At 33.5% G+C, this 18,189-nt stretch carries 24 protein-coding genes; 15 read left to right on the plus strand and 9 right to left on the minus strand.

Features of this window, described 5'->3' with window-relative positions:
- Entirely contained in the window at positions 1-585 is a 585-nt protein-coding gene (locus K4G57_RS06010) for a molybdenum cofactor guanylyltransferase (protein ID WP_221532259.1), read from the minus strand.
- 91 nt (positions 586-676) lie between these two features.
- Between K4G57_RS06010 and moaA the strand changes: the two genes are divergently transcribed.
- From moaA to queF, 4 genes are all read left to right on the plus strand, one after another.
- Positions 677-1,675 (plus strand): GTP 3',8-cyclase MoaA, encoded by a 999-nt coding sequence (moaA, locus tag K4G57_RS06015; protein ID WP_221532258.1) that lies wholly within the window; start codon positions 677-679, stop codon positions 1,673-1,675.
- Between the two features lie 111 nt (positions 1,676-1,786).
- Positions 1,787-2,224 (plus strand): Dps family protein, encoded by a 438-nt coding sequence (locus K4G57_RS06020; RefSeq protein ID WP_221532257.1) that lies wholly within the window; start codon positions 1,787-1,789, stop codon positions 2,222-2,224.
- A gap of 167 nt (positions 2,225-2,391) precedes the next feature.
- Positions 2,392-3,603 carry a sodium/glutamate symporter gene (gene gltS, locus K4G57_RS06025; RefSeq protein ID WP_221532256.1) on the plus strand — a complete coding sequence of 404 codons (1,212 nt, stop codon included), beginning with the start codon at positions 2,392-2,394 and terminating at the stop codon, positions 3,601-3,603.
- Between the two features lie 14 nt (positions 3,604-3,617).
- On the plus strand, positions 3,618-4,088 hold the full coding sequence (gene queF, locus K4G57_RS06030; RefSeq protein ID WP_221532255.1) for a preQ(1) synthase: 471 nt from the start codon (positions 3,618-3,620) through the stop codon (positions 4,086-4,088).
- Positions 4,089-4,447: 359 nt separating this feature from the next.
- Here the strand turns inward: queF and K4G57_RS06035 are convergent, their stop codons facing one another.
- On the minus strand, positions 4,448-4,678 hold the full coding sequence (locus K4G57_RS06035; RefSeq protein ID WP_221532254.1) for a hypothetical protein: 231 nt from the start codon (positions 4,676-4,678) through the stop codon (positions 4,448-4,450).
- A 46-nt stretch (positions 4,679-4,724) separates the two neighbouring features.
- The gene (locus tag K4G57_RS06040; protein ID WP_221532253.1) at positions 4,725-5,000 is read right to left on the minus strand and encodes a hypothetical protein; all 276 of its coding nucleotides are present in this window, start codon (positions 4,998-5,000) and stop codon (positions 4,725-4,727) included.
- 148 nt (positions 5,001-5,148) lie between these two features.
- On the opposite strand from K4G57_RS06040, the gene K4G57_RS06045 reads away from it, so the two are divergent.
- The 4 genes from K4G57_RS06045 (at position 5,149) to K4G57_RS06060 (ending at position 8,145) form a co-directional block, all read left to right on the plus strand.
- Positions 5,149-6,009: a hypothetical protein gene (locus K4G57_RS06045; protein WP_221532252.1), complete on the plus strand. Its 861-nt coding sequence runs from the start codon at positions 5,149-5,151 to the stop codon at positions 6,007-6,009.
- A gap of 119 nt (positions 6,010-6,128) precedes the next feature.
- Positions 6,129-6,623 (plus strand): hypothetical protein, encoded by a 495-nt coding sequence (locus tag K4G57_RS06050; RefSeq protein WP_236033246.1) that lies wholly within the window; start codon positions 6,129-6,131, stop codon positions 6,621-6,623.
- Positions 6,624-6,644: 21 nt separating this feature from the next.
- Positions 6,645-7,643: a hypothetical protein gene (locus K4G57_RS06055; protein WP_221532251.1), complete on the plus strand. Its 999-nt coding sequence runs from the start codon at positions 6,645-6,647 to the stop codon at positions 7,641-7,643.
- 187 nt (positions 7,644-7,830) lie between these two features.
- Positions 7,831-8,145 carry a hypothetical protein gene (locus K4G57_RS06060; protein ID WP_221532250.1) on the plus strand — a complete coding sequence of 105 codons (315 nt, stop codon included), beginning with the start codon at positions 7,831-7,833 and terminating at the stop codon, positions 8,143-8,145.
- Positions 8,146-8,172: 27 nt separating this feature from the next.
- Here the strand turns inward: K4G57_RS06060 and K4G57_RS06065 are convergent, their stop codons facing one another.
- Positions 8,173-9,486 (minus strand): Cj0814 family flagellar-dependent secreted protein, encoded by a 1,314-nt coding sequence (locus tag K4G57_RS06065; RefSeq protein ID WP_221532249.1) that lies wholly within the window; start codon positions 9,484-9,486, stop codon positions 8,173-8,175.
- A 199-nt stretch (positions 9,487-9,685) separates the two neighbouring features.
- Between K4G57_RS06065 and K4G57_RS06070 the strand changes: the two genes are divergently transcribed.
- From K4G57_RS06070 to K4G57_RS06090, 5 genes are all read left to right on the plus strand, one after another.
- Positions 9,686-9,883 (plus strand): hypothetical protein, encoded by a 198-nt coding sequence (locus K4G57_RS06070; RefSeq protein WP_221532248.1) that lies wholly within the window; start codon positions 9,686-9,688, stop codon positions 9,881-9,883.
- A 153-nt stretch (positions 9,884-10,036) separates the two neighbouring features.
- Positions 10,037-10,672: a hypothetical protein gene (locus K4G57_RS06075; RefSeq protein ID WP_221532247.1), complete on the plus strand. Its 636-nt coding sequence runs from the start codon at positions 10,037-10,039 to the stop codon at positions 10,670-10,672.
- A 125-nt stretch (positions 10,673-10,797) separates the two neighbouring features.
- Positions 10,798-11,109 carry a hypothetical protein gene (locus K4G57_RS06080; protein WP_221561813.1) on the plus strand — a complete coding sequence of 104 codons (312 nt, stop codon included), beginning with the start codon at positions 10,798-10,800 and terminating at the stop codon, positions 11,107-11,109.
- A 20-nt stretch (positions 11,110-11,129) separates the two neighbouring features.
- A complete protein-coding gene (locus K4G57_RS06085; protein ID WP_221532693.1) occupies positions 11,130-12,266 on the plus strand; it encodes a hypothetical protein in 1,137 nt (378 codons plus the stop codon).
- 83 nt (positions 12,267-12,349) lie between these two features.
- Positions 12,350-12,922, plus strand: a complete 573-nt coding sequence (locus K4G57_RS06090; protein ID WP_221532694.1) for a C39 family peptidase — start codon at positions 12,350-12,352, stop codon at positions 12,920-12,922.
- Here the strand turns inward: K4G57_RS06090 and K4G57_RS06095 are convergent.
- The gene (locus tag K4G57_RS06095) at positions 12,899-13,414 is read right to left on the minus strand and encodes a hypothetical protein (protein WP_221532695.1); all 516 of its coding nucleotides are present in this window, start codon (positions 13,412-13,414) and stop codon (positions 12,899-12,901) included. The two genes, K4G57_RS06090 and K4G57_RS06095, sit on opposite strands and share 24 nt — an antisense overlap.
- Complete coding sequence (locus tag K4G57_RS06100) at positions 13,374-13,982, minus strand: hypothetical protein (protein ID WP_221532696.1); 609 nt, start codon at positions 13,980-13,982, stop codon at positions 13,374-13,376. Before K4G57_RS06100 ends, K4G57_RS06095 begins: the two co-directional genes overlap by 41 nt.
- A 407-nt stretch (positions 13,983-14,389) precedes the next feature.
- On the opposite strand from K4G57_RS06100, the gene K4G57_RS06105 reads away from it, so the two are divergent.
- Positions 14,390-14,737, plus strand: a complete 348-nt coding sequence (locus tag K4G57_RS06105; RefSeq protein ID WP_236033287.1) for a P-II family nitrogen regulator — start codon at positions 14,390-14,392, stop codon at positions 14,735-14,737.
- 69 nt (positions 14,738-14,806) lie between these two features.
- Positions 14,807-16,027, plus strand: coding sequence for an ammonium transporter (locus tag K4G57_RS06110; RefSeq protein ID WP_221532726.1), 1,221 nt, complete (start codon positions 14,807-14,809; stop codon positions 16,025-16,027).
- A 157-nt stretch (positions 16,028-16,184) separates the two neighbouring features.
- On the opposite strand, the gene hpf is transcribed toward K4G57_RS06110, so the two are convergent.
- Genes hpf through K4G57_RS06125 form a run of 3 tightly spaced genes read right to left on the minus strand, consistent with a single transcriptional unit; the run spans position 16,185 to position 18,185 of the window.
- Entirely contained in the window at positions 16,185-16,601 is a 417-nt protein-coding gene (gene hpf, locus K4G57_RS06115; RefSeq protein ID WP_221532697.1) for a ribosome hibernation-promoting factor, HPF/YfiA family, read from the minus strand.
- 30 nt (positions 16,602-16,631) lie between these two features.
- Complete coding sequence (locus tag K4G57_RS06120) at positions 16,632-17,414, minus strand: shikimate dehydrogenase (RefSeq protein ID WP_221532698.1); 783 nt, start codon at positions 17,412-17,414, stop codon at positions 16,632-16,634.
- Between the two features lie 3 nt (positions 17,415-17,417).
- On the minus strand, positions 17,418-18,185 hold the full coding sequence (locus tag K4G57_RS06125; RefSeq protein ID WP_221532699.1) for an SH3 domain-containing protein: 768 nt from the start codon (positions 18,183-18,185) through the stop codon (positions 17,418-17,420).
- Positions 18,186-18,189: the final 4 nt, after the last annotated feature.

Consider the following 18,189-nt stretch of genomic DNA (forward strand, 5'->3'; position numbering starts at 1 on the left):
CTATCCTTTAAACCCTACAACCCTACAAGCTTCTTCATAATCTTGCTTTGTGTTAAGATTTCGCGTTTGCTCTACTGAAACCTCAATAAACTCTGCTCCTATTAGCTTCAATAAATCCATTAATTTAAAATTGCGCTTTAAAATTTGCGCTTCAATGGAATCTAACGCACTAAAGCGATAAATCCCTAAAAGTGGGTGGATTTTGGTGTTTTTAGCAAACACACTTTTGATTTTAGAGGCTTGTTCCATTAGCAATGTTACAGAATCACAAGCAAAAAAGGGCGCATCAATGCTTAACACAAATATATCACTTTGCAATGCCTTTAGCGCACTATATAGCCCAAAAATAGGCGCTGTGGAATCTTTTTGAAATGCGCAATTAGAATCCAAAATTGTCTCCACACCAAAGACATTTACAATTGGCACTTTAGCAGAGAAATACACATACTCAAAGCAATTTTTTAGACGTTTTGCTTGAAAATTTGCTAATGTGGAGTCTAAAAAAGGAAGATTTTGTTTAAAACCACCCATTCTCTCCCCCATCCCACCACTTAACACCACACAAGGCATTGTAAATTTTGTCAAAATCCCTCCAAAGCGCACAAAATTTTCGTAAAATTATAGCTTTTTTTTGTATGCTTTAGTATGATTACGCATTTTATATTTAGGAGAGCGTGTGCTAGTTGATAGCTTTGGGCGAACCATTGATTATATGCGCATTAGCGTGACGGAACGTTGTAATTTCCGCTGTGCATATTGTATGCCAAATACTCCAATGGATATTGGCGATGAAAGCCAAGATGTGCCTTTAGATTCTGTGTTAAACTTCATCAAAGTTGCTATAAGTGAAGGTGTAAAAAAAATCAGAATCACGGGAGGAGAACCACTTTTGCGTTCTAAAATCGTGGAATTTATTGCTAATATTTGCAAAATTGCTCCAGAAATTGACATTGCCCTAACCACAAACGCCTTTTTATTAGCCCCTCTTGCGCAGAACTTAAAAGATGCGGGATTAAAACGCATTAATATTTCTTTAGATTCTCTAAGGAGAGATAACATTAAGTGTATCTCTAAACGTGATGGGTTAGATAAAATTCTGCTAGGCATACAAGCAGCACACAAAGTAGGATTAAAAATTAAACTCAATATGGTGCCACTGCGTGGAATCAACGAATATGAGATAGTAGAAATCTTAGAATATGCAATACGACTAGACGTAATGGTGCGCTATATTGAATTTATGGAAAACACGTATGCAAAAAGTGGAATCGTAGGATTAAAACTCCCTGAAATCCTAGAACATATCCGTAAAAAATATCCAATAAGTCTTTTTGAAAAAGAAATTTTTGGACCCGCTACTCTTTTTAAGATTCCAAAACAATCCCTTAAAGAGAAGCTTGATTGTATTTTAGAGAGAGATTATGTTTTTGGGGTGATTGCGCCTCATAATGACGACTTTTGCAAAACTTGTAATCGCATTCGCTTAAGCAGTGAGGGTAAGCTTATCCCTTGCCTTTATCATGAAAATGCAATTGACATTAAAGAAGCAATGCTGCAAGGCAATACGCAAGAAATTTTAGAGCGCCTAAAACTCTGCATTCAAACTAAACCAGAAAAAAACGATTGGAATGAAGATTCTATTTCCAAACGCGCCTTTTACCAGACAGGTGGCTAATTGCAATGGCACAAGCATACAAGAATAAAATCAGTTTCTAAATAATAATAATTTTCTTTTAAGATTCTTTATAATATGATTTTACAAACTAAATTTATTTAAGGAGAGACTATGAGTAAAGTTATTCAAAACTTAAAACAAATCCAAGCAGATTCTGCAGTGTTCTACATCAAACTACATAATTACCATTGGAATGTTAAAGGTGCGGATTTTCACCCTGTGCATAAGGCATTAGAAGAAATGTATGAAGAGGTAACAGAACAAATGGATTCCGTAGCAGAGCGCGTGTTACAGCTTGGAGAGAAGCCTTATGTTACACTAAAAGATATGTTAGCGACAAGTAAAATTCAAGAGGATAGTGCGACAAGTTTTGATTCTAAAACAATTTTGACAAAAATTCTGCCAGATTATGAATATTTTTTACAAGCTTTTAGGGAGCTTTCAGACATTGCAGGCGAAGCTAATGACAAAGCGACAATTGCCCTCGCTGATGAAAAAGTAGCAGAGCTAGAAAAAGCAATTTGGATGCTAAAGGCACAACTTGCATAAATACAACTTATAAATTTTAGAATCCTTTTTGGGATTTTAAAATGTTGCTTTTTTTCTCATTTTGTCTCACTTGATACAAAAACACACAGAATCTTTAACTCCTTATACTATTCTAATAAATACTACTCTAAAATAACACCTATTCATTTACACAAGAAGGTAATTTTATGGCATTGACATTTAATTTTTATGCAACTTTACTTATGATGGTTTTTGTTCTGCTTCTAGGGAGATTTATCATTAATCGCAGTAAGTTTTTGCGTGATTATAATATTCCAGAACCCGTAATTGGTGGAATCATTGTGGCAATTTTGATTTTTATTCTTTACGCTTATGGAGGCATTGAATTAAAATTTGATGGCTCTTTGAAAGATCCTTTATTGCTTGCATTTTTCACGAGCATTGGACTAAGCGCAGATTTTGCTTCCTTAAAAAAAGGGGGGAAACTTTTAATAGGATTTTTATTTATTGTAACAGGGTTATTATTCCTACAAAATATTGTAGGTATCAGTGTAGCGACACTTTTAGGAGTCGATCCAGCAATTGGACTATTAGGTGGTTCTGTTACAATGAGTGGCGGACATGGAACAGGTGCTGCTTGGGCGGATATTTTCAAAAATCCACCTTATAGCTTTGGCGCAGCAACAGAAGTAGCCATAGCAAGTGCGACATTTGGACTTGTAATGGGTGGAATCATAGGCGGACCAGTGGCACACTACTTAATCCAAAAACATAACCTAACGCTTCCTCAAGCAAGTGTGCAAGAAGAAGCGCCAACAGGCTTTGAAAAACCAGAAAAAGAGCGCTTAATTACGGCGACTTCTTTTATAGAATCTCTCGCGCTCATTGTCATTGCGCTTTTTGTTGGAACAGAAGCCCAAAAACTCTTTCAGGGTGAGAGCTTCACATTGCCGACATTTGTTTGGTGCTTATTTGTTGGGGTAATTTTACGCAATGTTTTACAAGCAACAAAAGTGCATCAAGTTTTTGATAGAGAAGTTTCAGTGATTGGAAATGTCAGCTTGTCGTTATTCCTTAGCTTTGCGCTAATGACAATTAACCTTTGGCAACTCGTCTCTTTAGCTCTTCCTATGTTAATTATTCTTGCTTGTCAAGTTGTAATGATGGTGCTTTATGCAGTGTTTGTTACTTTTAGATTCTGCGGAAGAGATTATGATGCAGCTGTTCTTGCCGCAGGGCATTGTGGATTTGGACTAGGGGCTACACCAACAGCGATGGTTAATATGCAAACCGTTACACAACACTATGGACCAAGCCACACAGCATTCATTGTTGTTCCACTTGTTGGGGCATTTTTCATTGACCTTATCAATGCAATCGTAATTAGTGCTTCGCTAAAACTGCCATTTTTTGGTTAAATCTTGGAGCGCAAATGGAATCTCTAAAACATTTGGGTGCAGACACACAATATACATTTAACTACAACAAAAGCATTTTGGAGACTTTTGAAAACAAACATAAAGAGCGTGATTATTTTGTAAAGTTTAATTGCCCAGAGTTCACAAGCCTTTGCCCAATCACAGGACAACCAGATTTTGCGACAATCTACATTAGTTATATTCCTGCGCTTAAAATGGTGGAATCCAAATCCCTAAAACTCTATCTTTTTAGCTTCCGCAACCACGGTGGATTCCACGAGGACTGCGTCAATACGATTCTAAACGATTTAGTGGAGCTTATGCAGCCACGTTATTTAGAAGTATGGGGGAAATTTACTCCGCGCGGTGGGCTTAGCATTGACCCTTATGCGAACTATGGAACTCCAAACACCAAATACGCACAAATGGCAGAATACCGCTTACTAAACCACGACTTATATCCAGAGAAAATTGATAATCGCTAGAGGGCTTTAGAAGTTGGAATCCCCTTTTGTAGCTTTTATATTCTAGATTTCGCGTTTTAGCATACAACCTTTTGCTTCTTGTAATTTTGGATTTCACATTTTTGGAATCCAAAATTAACAAAACATCTAGGATTTTGTAATATTTGAGGAATTCAACCTGAACTCAAAGTTTTCAAACATACTTTTACAAGACTAAGAGGATTAGAAAATCTTCTGCTAAGAGGTTTAGAAACAGAATAATCACTTTGTATTTCTAGGGGTTTGCTAGGGGTTTGTAAGAAATGTTTTTACATTAGATAGCATAATATTCTCCTTATTTGCAATCCCTTGCAAGCAAAAAGCATTCCTTTGCGTTGTATTTAGAGCCTCTGTAAATCTCTCATTTGTGCTAGTGCTAGATTCTTTAAACCTTCTTGGTAATCATTTGGATCTAGTTTGTCCCCTAGAAGTGGCATTGGGCTTTTTAGTTCCTCTCCGCCTTTGCTTAACATATCTGCAAAGCTCTCGGAGTTGCTTGGAACAATAAAATCACTAGATAATGTAAATAGAGTATGATTGAGTGGAGTGATATTTGAGTTAATGTTCTCCATAAAATCTCCTAATTTATATTTGTGATTTAACACTTTAAGTGTCCTGCTAGAAGCAGCAATAAGGGATAAATCTCTTAGCTTCTCTAATTAATCCACCATCATTATTTAAATCACTATTTTGCACAATATAATATTTTGATACTAAAGTTGGAGTTATAACACGATTGCCAATTTCATACAATCCCCCCACAACCTTACGCATCTCCTCATCATTTAAAACCCTAACCCCTAAAGAGTTTTCATTTAATTTACCATGTGTTACAAGGGAGATTAAATCTAACTCTTCTGCATAGGAGATACTTATAAATCCTAAACTAAACAATAAAGTTAATAATAACTTTTCATCATAGTTGTAACCCTACTTATTAAAATATTCTATATGGATTATAACAAAAGAATTAATAAAAGTGGAATATTTATTGCTAGTTTGTATGGATAATACTTTGATAAACTTTACAAAAAGGAACACTATGTTTAAAAGGATTTTACTCTCTATTTTTATTTTATTTTCACTTAGCTTTGCCTCTGATCCTATTACTTTAGATTCACTTTTTAAAAAACAAATTGGTTTAAGAAGTATTACAAGTATCAGCTATTTAAGTAGTGGTAATGCTTATATTTATAATATGTATCCAACACTTCTAGCACAACCTGATACAAAAACTTGGACAGATACTAAACAACTCTCTATTAATCAAACTTTTATCTATACCATTGCACCTAAATTTGATATTCTTATAGCTGGTAATGGAAGCTATAAACAAAATGAATATGTAAGTAATTTTGGGTTTTCTTACAATACTGAAAGAAGTTTTGATTTTGATTCTTTATGGATTGGTGGGATTTATACAGGAGATTCTATTGGTGGTGTATTTGTCCCACAAGTTACATTACAAAGTGGAATACTTCAAAGAGAAAAACACTTTAACGAGAATAAAAACTTTACTTTTAAATCTTTTTCTGCACAATTTGCATTAAAAAACTATTCTGATCCTGTTGTATCCTCTATCTATATTGGTGGAATTTATAATGCAAATAGAAACTTTGATTATGGAGAATTAGAATATGGCAATAGTATTAATTTTGGATTTGATATGTCTGTTATTCTAAGTCCTAAGATTTCTTTAGATGCGGGATTAGGGCAAAGATACCAAACAAGTTCTAAATTTGAAGGCAGAAAAACTTCAAATTCCTATTCCATTCCTACATTTTCTTTAGGCGCAACTTATAGTATAAATTCTGATACTGCTATTTCCGTATCTGGCACTGCTGGTGGAAGCTCATCTGCTCCTGATAGCGTTTTTACAATAAGTTTGTGGAAGAAGTTTTAAGTTTATGGAAGTTTTAAAAATGCTTTGTTAACTGACATTATAGATTGCTATGATTGCATTTTATCTTTAAGTTTTGGCAGATTATAATTTAAGAATTAAGGTTAAAAAAAGGGGTAACAATGAAAAAGCTAATTTTAGGAATCTTTTTAAGTTTAGGATTTATAAGTATCTCCTATGCAGAAGAGTTAGATTTAATCTCTCTTGCAACACATGGTAAGTTAAATGAAAACTCTTTAGGGGTTAGGGTTTTAAACGATGAGGAGATGCGTAAGGTTGTGGGGGGAGCTTATTTAAGCGGTAGAATCCCAAAGGATTATGGCATAGTTAGCAATTTTGGACAGAATATCTATTATACAGCTTATTATGAAGTTGAATTAGATGCAAGAGATTCTCCCTATTTTAATCTTGGCTCAAATTACTATGCAGCGGTCGCAACCACTTATGATTTTAGAACAAATAGAATCACAACTGAAGTTGTAAAAATTAACAACAATAATTCAAGTGATGTCAAAACAATTAATTTTCAAAACAATGTCATAAGTAAAATTAAAAATTTCAATCAAGTAAGAGATTGGATAAAATCAGATAAAAGTAATATTAAATATTTCAGATAGGATTTAATAAGGAGAAAATGAATGTTGGTCTCATCTGTTACAAATGCCCATTTGTATATGCAAGGTAGCGTAGCAAATGCAACACAAAATTCAAAACAGCAAACTTTAAGTGATGATGAAGCAAGGCAAAAATTAAATTACATAACAAGTGATTATCCCCGTGCCCTTAGGGAAAATCTTATTGATCATAGTCTTATTGTTAATACTGACTTAGCTGTAGAGGGAACTTTTTTATTTGATAAAATTGAAAAAAAACTTGCAAACAAACCTATGCCAAGTGAAGATGAATTTTTGCAAGATTTGGATTTCCTATCTAAGCAAATGGATACAATCTTGATACAAGGGATTAAGCAAGATGAAAACAATCAAGAGTTAAAGAATCTACTTGCATATTATTTAATGATTGGCAGAGATAAAGAAAACTTTCGTGCACCAACGGATATATATATGCAAAAAAGAAGTGCAGCCTTAGAAGCTCTTTCTAGTTTGGAGAATGGAACAAAGCTAAATGATTTTGATGACATTATGTTTAATTACATGATTGAATCCTCATTATTGGCATTCAATGTCAGCGCTTTTTTTCATTTTGCAGATGGATTGGGTATGCTAAGTCAGGAGCAAAAAAGCAAGATTGGAAGTGCTTTAGAGAATATGCAAGTCTATGCCCTAAATCAAGGTGGATTTTTAGGCAATAAATCTTTTAAACTAGGGAATGCGGTTATTTCTTGGGATGGAGGGGAGCCATTTGAACCTTACTCCAATGTAGCAGTCCAAATAACATTCCTAAAACCTGACAATCCTCTTGTCTCCAACTTTGATTCCACCCAAAGCATTTTTGAAATCCTAGAACAAAAAGACAGACTAGAAAGAAAAAATCAAGAACTAAAAGAAGAGTCAAAAAAACAACAAGCCTTAAAAGATTCTGGAATCTCTAATACAACTTTTATTAAAACAGATTCTAAAAGTGATTCTATAATGCAAACATTGCTTAAGGATTCTCAAAAAAGCAAGGATACATAAAAGATTCTTTGAGTGATTGTGTAACACTTTTTAAAAAAAGCAAAAGTTAAAAATATTTTGCATTTTATTTTTAAGTTTAGGATTTATAAGTATCTCCTATGCAGAAGAGTTAGATTTAATCTCCCTTGCAACACATGGTAAATTAAATGAAAACTCTTTAGGGGTTAGAGTTTTAAATGATGAGGAGATGCGTAAGGTTGTGGGGGGAGCAATTTCGTATGTTAAAACCGAGAGAATATATAATTTGTATTCAAATAATTATTATTTAATTACCGAATCTTTTGGTAGCCCATTGTATAGTGATTATATTAAGGCAATTAATCCAAATGTAGAGTCGCTTTATCTAGTGCATAGATACCACTTGAAGTATCCTTGGTCTTATTCGGGAAAATATCAAAAGAGTTGGCTAGAAGTGAGAGATAATCGCACAAATAGGGTTATTAGGCAACCATTTATAAAGAAATTTGAGCGGACTTATGGTTATACAAAATATTACAGATGACACAACAAGCTTATAATCTATAAAAATCTATATGATAGATGAGATAGTGCTGTTTGCATATTCCATAAAAGCTTTGTCTTGTAAGGCTAATTGCATAGCATTAGGAGTCTTATATTCCCATTCTAAAAAATTGCTTATATCAATATTGTCAGGCAATAAATGTGGTTCTTTATTGCCTTTCATAAAATAGTAATAAAGCCACATATTGCATTCAATGCTAGATTGTATAAAATCATTGGTGCTTAAAATACCTTCTTTTATTGCACTATAATTTTTTATGCTATCTCCACCATAATAAAACTGCTCAAACTTTTCCCAGCTTTTTTGATATTCACTTTTTATTGTTTCAGGGGATTGTGCCTTGAATACTGCCCCCTGTTGCGCTATAAAGGCTATCAATAGTCCCTCTTTTGAGATTTTGTCATCATTAATATATTTTGAAATACTATAGGTTTCGTCACACAGATAAAAATCATTTTTATGAATAGGACTGCTTTTATCAAGGGAGCAAAACAAATTTTTAGCCCCATTATCCAGTGCAAATGTAGATAAAGATTTATTTTTCTCTAAAGCAGATTCCAATTCTTTTTGAGAGTGATAAACCTGTTTTAATGTAACTTCTCCTGTTGCATTGTTTTGGCTATCATAGGCGATACCTGCTGGAAAATATTGGTTTAACTCTTTAATGGTATAGAAATCTTTTGTGAAATCTTTAGCTAAAGGTTCTAATTGAGAGTAAGCCCATTTAAAGACGCTTGCAATATCAAGCTTGTCAAAGTGGCTTTGTCCATTGGCAAGTGGTAAGTTTCTAGAATAATACACACCATTTTTAAGAGTAAAATGCTTACTTGCTTCGCTTGGGATAAGCATTGTATTTGGTTTTACATATTTTGCATACATTTTATCTAGTGTCTCTTTATGAATTTTATAATCACTTGGTAAGCCCGCTGCTTTATTAAAATCTTCTCCCATAAAGCCATTTTTATCTACACTATATCCCTCAAAAGTATTTTTAGAATCTTTTGCATTAAGATTCTTGTTTATCTCCGATAAATTTGGCAATGTTAAAAAATCTTGCATTTGGCTTATTGCCTTTGTAGCTAGAGTTTGTTCTTGCTCCAATGTGTTTTTGAAGCTAAGGAGGTTAGTAGTATTTGAAGTCAAATAGGAATGCGTTTGTATATTAAGATTTGGGAGAGGGATACTACTCTGCGTAGCCACCCCCGACTTTTTTAATTCATTTTGCAAGGATTGTATATAAATTTCTCTACGAGCATTAGAAACAGAATAATCACTTTGTATTTCTAGGGGTTTATAATGTGAAATTGTGTTAAGCTGCATAGTAACCTCCTATGCAATCCTTAGCAAATTTCATTCCAAATTAATTAAAATAGCCTAAGCAAACACTCTTACAATTAAAACCTATAATATAGATATTTTCAAGATGGTTAAATCCCATATAACTTAGCAAAAATAAAAATAAAATTAATGCTATTGCTATACCAATTATCGCAGGTAATAGATTTAGCACAAATTTTGTTTGCTCTTTATCAATGAATTAAGGAGTAATCAAGCAAATTGCGATTCCGCACAAAAAGATTCAAAAGAGGTAGTCCAAGATTTGCTCAATCAAACAACAGAGCAAATCAAACTTTACCTTGAGTATTCTTATTATAGAGAGTTAGCAAGTGTGCAAGGCGATAGCATAGCGCAATTAGAATCGTTTATGCAAAATTAACTAATCTAAAAGACATTCCATTGCCAATAGAATACAAATATAATGAAGTGATAAATGATTTAATACAAGAGATGGAAAATTAATAAATGTTTATTAGATTTTGGTGCCACAATTAATAGAAACTTAAAAAATAGAGAAAATACCAAACAGGAATTGTTAGGGCTATTATCGCAGATAAAAAACAATCCAAATCAAGATTTATTGCAACAATTAGTAGGAGAAGCATGCACAGATGAGTTTGCAGGGGAAGTTAGAAAAGGAGAGAAAGTCCGCGATGGAATTTTAAATGAGTATAGTGCCTCTAATTTATCTATTGCCCATTCTTTAAAGGAATTTTTTGATATTACAGAGATATGTGGAACGATTTCAGAATCTAGCAAAGCTAAGATTCAAGAATCTTTACAAGTAGCGCAAAGATATTTGTATAATCAAAGTGGCAGCATAGACACTTCCTTTAAAGTAGGAAATTATGTTATCACCTTTAACGAATGCCCTATGCTAATGAATATATTTTTAGATGGCATTGGCTTCTCTATTTCTTATCAAAAGCCCGATGAACTCCTTGCTTTTCTCTCCTCCAACTTTGATTCCACCCAAAGCATTTTTGAAATCCTAGAACAAAAAGACAGACTAGAAAGAAAAAATCAAGAACTAAAAGAAGAGTCAAAAAAACAACAAGCCTTAAAAGATTCTGGAATCTCTAATACAACTTTTATTAAAACAGATTCTAAAAGTGATTCTATAATGCAAACATTGCTTAAGGATTCTCAAAAAAGCAAGGATACATAAAAGATTCTTTGAGTGATTGTGTAACACTTTTTAAAAAAAGCAAAAGTTAAAAATATTTTGCATTTTATTTTTAAGTTTTGGCAGATTATAATTTAAAAATTAGGGTTAAGAAAAAAGGGGTAACAATGAAAAAGCTGATTTTAGGAGTCTTTTTAAGCTTTGGATTTATAAGTATCTCCTATGCAGAAGAGTTAGATTTAATCTCTCTTGCAACACATGGTAAGTTAAATGAAAGCTCTTTAGGGGTTAGGGTTTTAAACGATGAGGAGATGCGTAAGGTTGTGGGGGGAATTCGATATCTTGGCACAAATTATGGTTACACCTATGTTACTATGCCACTTAGTAATAATTACAATGCAAATATAAGACCACAGACAAATAATCAAGCAATTTATTCAAATGCGTTTATGAAATGGTATAAACCACCTTACCATTAATTATTAAAATAAGGGAAATAATGTATGATTTTGGCAATGGGAATCTCAACAGTGTTGCTACGAAATTAAGAAATTTAACTGTTTATCAGTCTCCTAAAATATCTTTTAATGAGACAAAATTACAAGAACGGTCTATTCCAAAAGTTGATGGAGACATCTCTAATATTTATTTTAGAGACATAATAAGTGGTGAGATTATCGGGGCGAAGCTCACAGAGGAGAACCTTAAAAAAATACAGAATATCTTTGGTGATAGCGCAGTAGAAAGCATCGGTAATGGCAAGTCTATTTTAAATGGTAAAGCAGAGGAGTTTGTAAGCGGTTGGTATGGAGATATTGCCTATAAAAGAGGCTATTTGAAAGCTGATGCTGATTTTAATGGAATCCTAAGTGCGGAAGAGAAGAAAAACACAACTTCTTTTTTTGGTATAGGCGGGTTTGTTTCGGGAAATTCTATCTATCCAACAGAATTTTTGCGGTATAAAACAACTAATGAGTTTAGTAATTCCGATAAAGGTAGTAGATTCAAAATGGGAGATACTATCGCCGATGAACTTAATCAAACTTTGCAATATGATAAAAATATGGATGGTCGTATCAAGTGGGGAGACATCGCATCAACGAAAGATGTTCTTGAGTATTTAAAAGAATTCACTGAATCTGGAAGTGGTGGTTATGACCCCTCATTAGTCCTTGACACGATTATGGATTTTTTCAAGGAATGGGACAAGCAGCTTAAAGAAATTCTAAATGAAATGCTTAATGAGACCGATCTGCTAATAGGTGATGTAAAAGCTAACGATTCCATAGAAGCAGTTTTCAAAAAAATTATGGAATCTCCTAAAAAAGAAGAAGTCTTAGGCGAAATTCAAGAAAAAATTCAAGAAAAATTTAATGGAGAGCAAACAGAAAAACACTTCAATGAGAAATCTTTAACAAAAACAGATTCTACTTCTACACGAGATATAGCCCAAGATTCCACATTTCAAGCAATTCATAAACTTACAAAACTTGATGAAACAATACTAAAAGATAATTTGTTCAAGAATCCAAACTTTGAAGATGATATTATTGCTATCGTGCAAGAGTTAGCACAAAACTTAGAAAGCAGACAAACTACCCTAGAATCTGCAGAAATCTTAAAAATTGATGCTTAAAACTTAGACTACAATGATATGTTTAGGGATTCTGAAGGTAACAAAAAGAAGTTTAATCTAAAAATTGCTCCCAAAGATTTTTGATGAATAAAGCTATTTTTATTGTTCTATGCTCAATCAATTTTTGCTTCTCCTTCTCTGTTAAATCTCTCCAAGAGCTACATAATCAAAATGTTATTAGACAACAATATGAAGAATCTTGCGGGGCTTCTGCTTTAGCGACATTATTAAATCTTTTTACCTTTAAGCAATACGCAGAACAAGATATATTAAATCTCTTAAACCAAAAAACAGATATGTTAAGCTTTAAAGAATTACAACAAACAGCAAATACTCTAGGATATAGGACAAAAGGATTCCAACTCAAAAGAGAAGTTTTAGAGCAAACTTCTTATCCTTTACTAGTTAGAATAGAAAATGACCCTAGATTTCCGCATTTTGTAGTGATTATAAATTATCAAGGAGATTTCATTAAAGTTCTTGACCCAAACTTTGGAGAATACATTGCAACAAAGAAAGAGTTTTATTCTATCTGGGATAGGAATCATGAAGGGGGATTTGCTTTAATTATTACAGATAAAGAAAACTCTAAACCCAGTATAAAAGATTTGGAGTTTCCTAGTGAGAGGTTTTTAAATAGATTTAGCCTCTTTTAAATCTTTAGAATCCTTAAGCAATATTTGCATTATAGAATCACTTTTAGAATCTGTTTTAATAAAAGTCGTATTAGAGATTCCAGAATCTTTTAAGGCTTGTTGCTTTTTTGATTCTTCTTTTAGTTCTTGATTTTCTCTTTCTAGTTTGTCTTTTTGTTCTAGGATTTCAAAAATGCTTTGGGTGGAATCAAAGTTGGAAGCAAAATTTAGCATTATAAAAGATTGAGCATCAAATGGTTGGTCTATGAGCGACAAAACTTTCCAATCTCTAAATGCATGTTTCTTTAACACAGCATTATAAATTTGCACCCCATTTTCATATTCATAGACTTGCATTTTTGCTATAGCTTCTATAATCTCTTCTTTTTGTTGTGGTGAAAGTCTATTGATGTCATCTACATGCGAGAAGAATAGACTATAAGTATGTTCTGGAGATGAATAACTCCAATGACTAAGAGCTAGGCGATCTGCTTGTTCTTGTGAGAGTTTCATAGCTGGTGGATTCTCTAAACTCCCTGAAATGATATGCGCCCATAATGTATAGCAAACTCGCATAGTTCACCGTGCATCTGCTAGATATGAAGTCCTCTTCTTCTTGTGAGTATATTGGTGCTTGTCCTGCGGCAAATTCAACCTTTAGAATTCGTTTTGCTAATTGGATTACATCATAATTTTCTCTTGCAATTTCTGCCATTATCTTATCCATTTGTTGCTCTAAAAATCTCAAAGATTGTTCGTATTTATATTTAGTTGGCGTTGCTGTCTTTGACAATTCTGCTGCTTTTGTTTCTATTTCTTGTATTAATATATGTGTGCTTGAAGCATATATCGTCATCACAAATGTCTGAGAAACAAGACATGGTTGCCGGAGCCCATAATTATCATAAAAGGAATAAAGCACAGGATAATTATTATACTCACGCACTTGCTTTAAAAGCTCAGCATCAGAAAGCTCTACTTTTTGCTCTTTGTTTTTTATTGTTGAATTTGCGCTTCTGTTTAATAAAACACTAGAGTTTCTATAATCAGAATAAATATTTGCTTGATTATTAATATGCATTCAATACCCCTAAGTATCATTTTGTTAAATATCAAGCAAAAAGTGTGCCTAAATATTACCAATTTTAAAAGTAAATATTCTTTAAATAAAATAATATTTACTAAGAAATTACAAAAGTAGCATTTATAAATCTACAAATTCCTTTAAAATTATTCTTTCAAAGATTTTTAATTATTCAAAAAAGTAATGTATTCTCGTCCAGTGTTTAGCGCTAAAAGATTTTGTTTATAAAGAATATCAATTTGTTTGTATCGTGATTTTCTAAGAAATTTAAAAAGTTAGGAATATGGGGGTGATAGTTTTATTGTGGTTATTTTATAATTAAAAACTTAAATATAAAAAATAATTATTTATTTTAAGTTAAGTTTTAATTATTTATAATTTTGCATTCCAAGAAAGGAGATTCTATGGAAAAAATTTTTAAGGTTGAAATTATTACGCGCCCTGAAAAGCTTAATATTTTAAAAGATGCTTTGGCGCAAAAAGGAATTAAGGGAATGACCGTTAGTAATGTTATGGGAGCAGGGAATCAAAAGGGTAAAACCGAAGTGTATAGAGGAAGTGAGATGACTATTGATTTGCTTCCAAAGATTCGTGTAGAAATTATTGCTAAGGAAACTCTTGTGAATAATATTATAGATATTGCTAAAAAAACTCTTAATACAGGTAATACAGGAGATGGAAAAATTCTTCTTTATCCTTTAGAAAATGTTATTAGGATTCGCACAGAACAAGAGGGAATTGATGCTATATAAGGAGAAAAGGTGAAAAGTTTATGGATTATTTTATTAAGTGGTGGCTTTGCTTTTGGAGCAGAAGGAGAAATTTCTGCAGTGGATACTCTCTTTGTAATTGCTTCATCGGCTTTAGTTTTGTTAATGACGCCAGCTTTGGGTTTGTTTTATGCAGGTATGGTAAATCGCAATAATACCTTAAATACGATATTAAATAGCACAATGCTTTATGCTTTGATTGCGTTGCAGTGGATTATACTAGGCTATACTTTAGCCTTTGGCGATGATAAGGGGTGGATTATTGGGGGTTTAAACCATATCTTTTTAACTGATACGAATTATTCTTATGTAGGAAACATACCCGAGAGACTTTTTGTCTTCTTTCAAATGCTTTTTGCGGTTATTGGAGCGGCAATTATTACAGGTTCATTAGTGGAGCGTATGCGATTTGGTGTGCTTTTGGTTTTTATTTTATGTTGGAGCAGTTTAGCTTATGATATTTTAGCGCATTGGGTATGGGGAGGAGGTTGGCTTATGAAGATTGGTTCTTTGGATTTTGCAGGGGGAGGAGTCGTCCATATTGCCGCTGGAGTTGCTGGACTTATAGGTTGTATTATGCTAGGAAAGAGGAAATTTAAAAGAGGTCTTTTGCCGCATAGTTTGCCTCTTTCATTTATTGGGGCGATTTTGCTTTGGATGGGCTGGTTAGGATTTAATACAGGGAGTGCTTTAAGTGTGAATTCTGTTGCTGTTAATGCTTTTATTACAACAAACTTTTCTGTGGTAGGAGCAATGCTATCTTGGATGATTATAGAATGGACAAAATATGGCAAACCAACACTTTTAGGGAGTATCACTGGCATTGTAGCAGGACTCGTTGCCATTACCCCTGCAGCAGGATTTGTAACACCTTTTGCAAGTATTGTTATAGGTTTTTTGGCTTCGCCCATTTGTTTTTTTGCTATCAGTTTTTTAAAGAGTAAATTTGGTTATGATGATACATTGGATGCCTTTGGGTTGCACGGAATAGGTGGAATTTGGGGAGGTATTGCTACAGGACTTTTTGCTACAAGCTCTGTTAATGCGATTGTTCGTGAAGAAGCCATAGGAGAGGGATTATTTTATAGTGGAGATTTTAATTTACTTTTTGTGCAATTAGTAGCGGTTTTAGCATGTTTTCTGCTCTCTGCAATCGTGAGTTATGTTATCTTAAAAGTAATGTGTTGTTTTGTTGCTTTACGCGTAGAAGAAACTCAAGAAGAAAATGGATTAGACCAATCTTTGCATGGAGAAATTGCTTATAGACAATGAAAAAGCCTTTAAAAGACATTTTCAATTTTTAGACCCTTTAAGTAAAAATTATATGGTATTTGTCTTGCTTGATAGAAGTTATTTCTTGACCATCGTTTATTGGCAGTTTCTAATTGAAGCTGCTTTTAAGCATTTTAGAGCATCTTTAATCTAAAGGTTAATGCATTAGCATTCCATCTTTACCTTTGTTTGCCATGTCTTCTTTGCGTAAGATTGTTATTGTAACTAAGTCTTCTGTTGGAGTGGCAAATTTTTTGTTTTGTTTATCGTGGTAGCGGCGCAAAATCTTGTGCATACGTCTAATAGCTAAATCCACAGCAACATAAAAATCCTTATCTGTTTGGTTGATTACAGGTGTGTTAGAGTGCGCTAGAGAAAGTGTAATGTTAATACTAAAGGAACGTTTTTTCTTTTTTTCACCCTTTTTGCTGCCCTTTTTTTCTTGGTAGGTTACAACAATGCGTGTGTTTAGAATATCAAGTTGATATTTTTCAAGGCTTTGTGTGAGGCTTAAAATGTAGTTCTTCATTGCTTCGGTTAGCTCAAAGTGACGGGAAGTAATGATTGTGTGCAATCTGCTCTCCTTATAGACGTTGTTTGTATATTAGAGGATATTTTGCATGCTTTGGCGTAAAATTTTTGGATCAAATGCGATATTTTGGGATTCCATAAAAATTTCAAAGGCTAAAATTGCTTGGTTAATTAGCATAGCTTTTCCATCAGAAGTTGCTATGTCTAGGGATTTTGCAAGTGTTAAAAAGGGTGTTTCTCTGCCATAGATTAAATCAAAAGCCAAGCTCGCACTTTTAAGTAGAGGGCTTAAGAATTCTTTTTTTAGGGGAAGATCATTGTTTGTAAGTCCAGCTGGTGTAGTATTAATAATGAGGTCATAGGTATTTTTTGGGGTAAATGTATCAAATGTGGCACATTCAAAATCACAAAAATCCCTTAGTCGCTCTTTAGAGCGGTTAATTAGCGTAACAGAGATTCCTTTTTGTTTTAGGATATGTGCAACGGCTTTTGCAGAGCCTCCAGCACCGATAATTAATGCGTTTTTTAATGCTAAATTTTCTATGCAAAGATAGAATCCTAGTGCATCGGTGTTGTAGCCTAGCATTTTGCCTTTTTCAAAAACAATGGTGTTTATTGCGCGAATTTCGTATGCAATCCCAAAAGCTTCATCACAGGAGTTAAAGGCGATTTCTTTAAAAGGCACAGTAATATTTGCTCCTTTTAAGTGCAAACTTCTTAGATGGTAGAAAGATTGGTTTTCTTGAAGTAAGTAGCGCCCATAAAATCCCGCTATTCCTAAGGAGCTAAATGCATGGTTGTGTAAAATGGGCGAGAGTGAGTGGGCGATAGGATTGCCGATGACTGCAAATTGCATAGTTTAATTGCGTAAGATTAAAGAGCGACGGACAACCCATCCGTCCTTACCACTAGCATTGAAATCTTGAATTCTTACCCAAATTCCACTCTCTTCTACAATGCTAACTGCATCATTTGGTGTGAGCTTGTTTAGGATTTTAGCCTCTGTGCTAGGGGTTTCTCTGATATTTAAACTTGACACTCTAGAAGTATAGAGTGCTCTTTGCTGTGAATTTTCTACTTTTAGTGGAATTTCTGTTTCTAGTGCTTTAGATTCTGCAATGTTGTAATTCGCATTAGATTCTATATTTTCAGGGTTTTCTACTTCTTTAACAAAATGCTTTAACACCCAACCAATAGGCTCTCTAGTATTAGAATCCGCAAGCAAAATCCAATCCTCTTTTTCTTCAAGGATTATAGCCATTTGTGTGGGTGTGAATTTGCCGACAATGGGGGATTGTGTGCTTGTATCCTTGCGGATATTTAGGGATTTTACAGCACTTGTTAGATAAACAATGGGCTTAGCTTCTGGAAGTTGTTGGGGCGTTGTTAGTGGTGCTTCTGTGGTAATTTGAGGGGTTTGTGTTTGCGCTTCTCTCTCTGCTTCTGCCTCTTGTGGATTCTCTACATTTGCAATGTTTTGCATGGACTCTTCTAGAGATATAGGGTTTTGCGTGGATTCTTTTTTCTTTAGTAATTCAAAAGCAGAGTAATACACTACAAAGGTTAGCAATAATACAAAAACGGGTAAAGGATAAACTTTTAGAATTTTTTTGAAGCTTTCAAGCATTTTG

It is taken from the genome of Helicobacter turcicus (genome assembly GCF_019711685.1).
GTDB classification, from domain to species: domain Bacteria; phylum Campylobacterota; class Campylobacteria; order Campylobacterales; family Helicobacteraceae; genus Helicobacter_D; species Helicobacter_D turcicus.

Coding starts and splice junctions, on each gene's coding strand:
- K4G57_RS06020 (WP_221532257.1), top strand. CDS start 1,787: ATGAGTAAAGTTATTCAAAACTTAAAACAAATCCAAGCAGATTCTGCA.
- K4G57_RS06080 (WP_221561813.1), top strand. CDS start 10,798: ATGAAAAAGCTGATTTTAGGAGTCTTTTTAAGCTTTGGATTTATAAGT.
- K4G57_RS06095 (WP_221532695.1), bottom strand. CDS start 13,414: ATGAAACTCTCACAAGAACAAGCAGATCGCCTAGCTCTTAGTCATTGG.
- K4G57_RS06065 (WP_221532249.1), bottom strand. CDS start 9,486: ATGCAGCTTAACACAATTTCACATTATAAACCCCTAGAAATACAAAGT.
- K4G57_RS06050 (WP_236033246.1), top strand. CDS start 6,129: ATGAAAAAGCTAATTTTAGGAATCTTTTTAAGTTTAGGATTTATAAGT.
- K4G57_RS06035 (WP_221532254.1), bottom strand. CDS start 4,678: ATGGAGAACATTAACTCAAATATCACTCCACTCAATCATACTCTATTT.
- K4G57_RS06105 (WP_236033287.1), top strand. CDS start 14,390: ATGGAAAAAATTTTTAAGGTTGAAATTATTACGCGCCCTGAAAAGCTT.
- K4G57_RS06055 (WP_221532251.1), top strand. CDS start 6,645: ATGTTGGTCTCATCTGTTACAAATGCCCATTTGTATATGCAAGGTAGC.
- gltS (WP_221532256.1), top strand. CDS start 2,392: ATGGCATTGACATTTAATTTTTATGCAACTTTACTTATGATGGTTTTT.
- K4G57_RS06045 (WP_221532252.1), top strand. CDS start 5,149: ATGTTTAAAAGGATTTTACTCTCTATTTTTATTTTATTTTCACTTAGC.
- K4G57_RS06120 (WP_221532698.1), bottom strand. CDS start 17,414: ATGCAATTTGCAGTCATCGGCAATCCTATCGCCCACTCACTCTCGCCC.
- queF (WP_221532255.1), top strand. CDS start 3,618: ATGGAATCTCTAAAACATTTGGGTGCAGACACACAATATACATTTAAC.
- K4G57_RS06100 (WP_221532696.1), bottom strand. CDS start 13,982: ATGCATATTAATAATCAAGCAAATATTTATTCTGATTATAGAAACTCT.
- K4G57_RS06085 (WP_221532693.1), top strand. CDS start 11,130: ATGTATGATTTTGGCAATGGGAATCTCAACAGTGTTGCTACGAAATTA.
- K4G57_RS06090 (WP_221532694.1), top strand. CDS start 12,350: ATGAATAAAGCTATTTTTATTGTTCTATGCTCAATCAATTTTTGCTTC.
- K4G57_RS06125 (WP_221532699.1), bottom strand. CDS start 18,185: ATGCTTGAAAGCTTCAAAAAAATTCTAAAAGTTTATCCTTTACCCGTT.
- K4G57_RS06060 (WP_221532250.1), top strand. CDS start 7,831: ATGCGTAAGGTTGTGGGGGGAGCAATTTCGTATGTTAAAACCGAGAGA.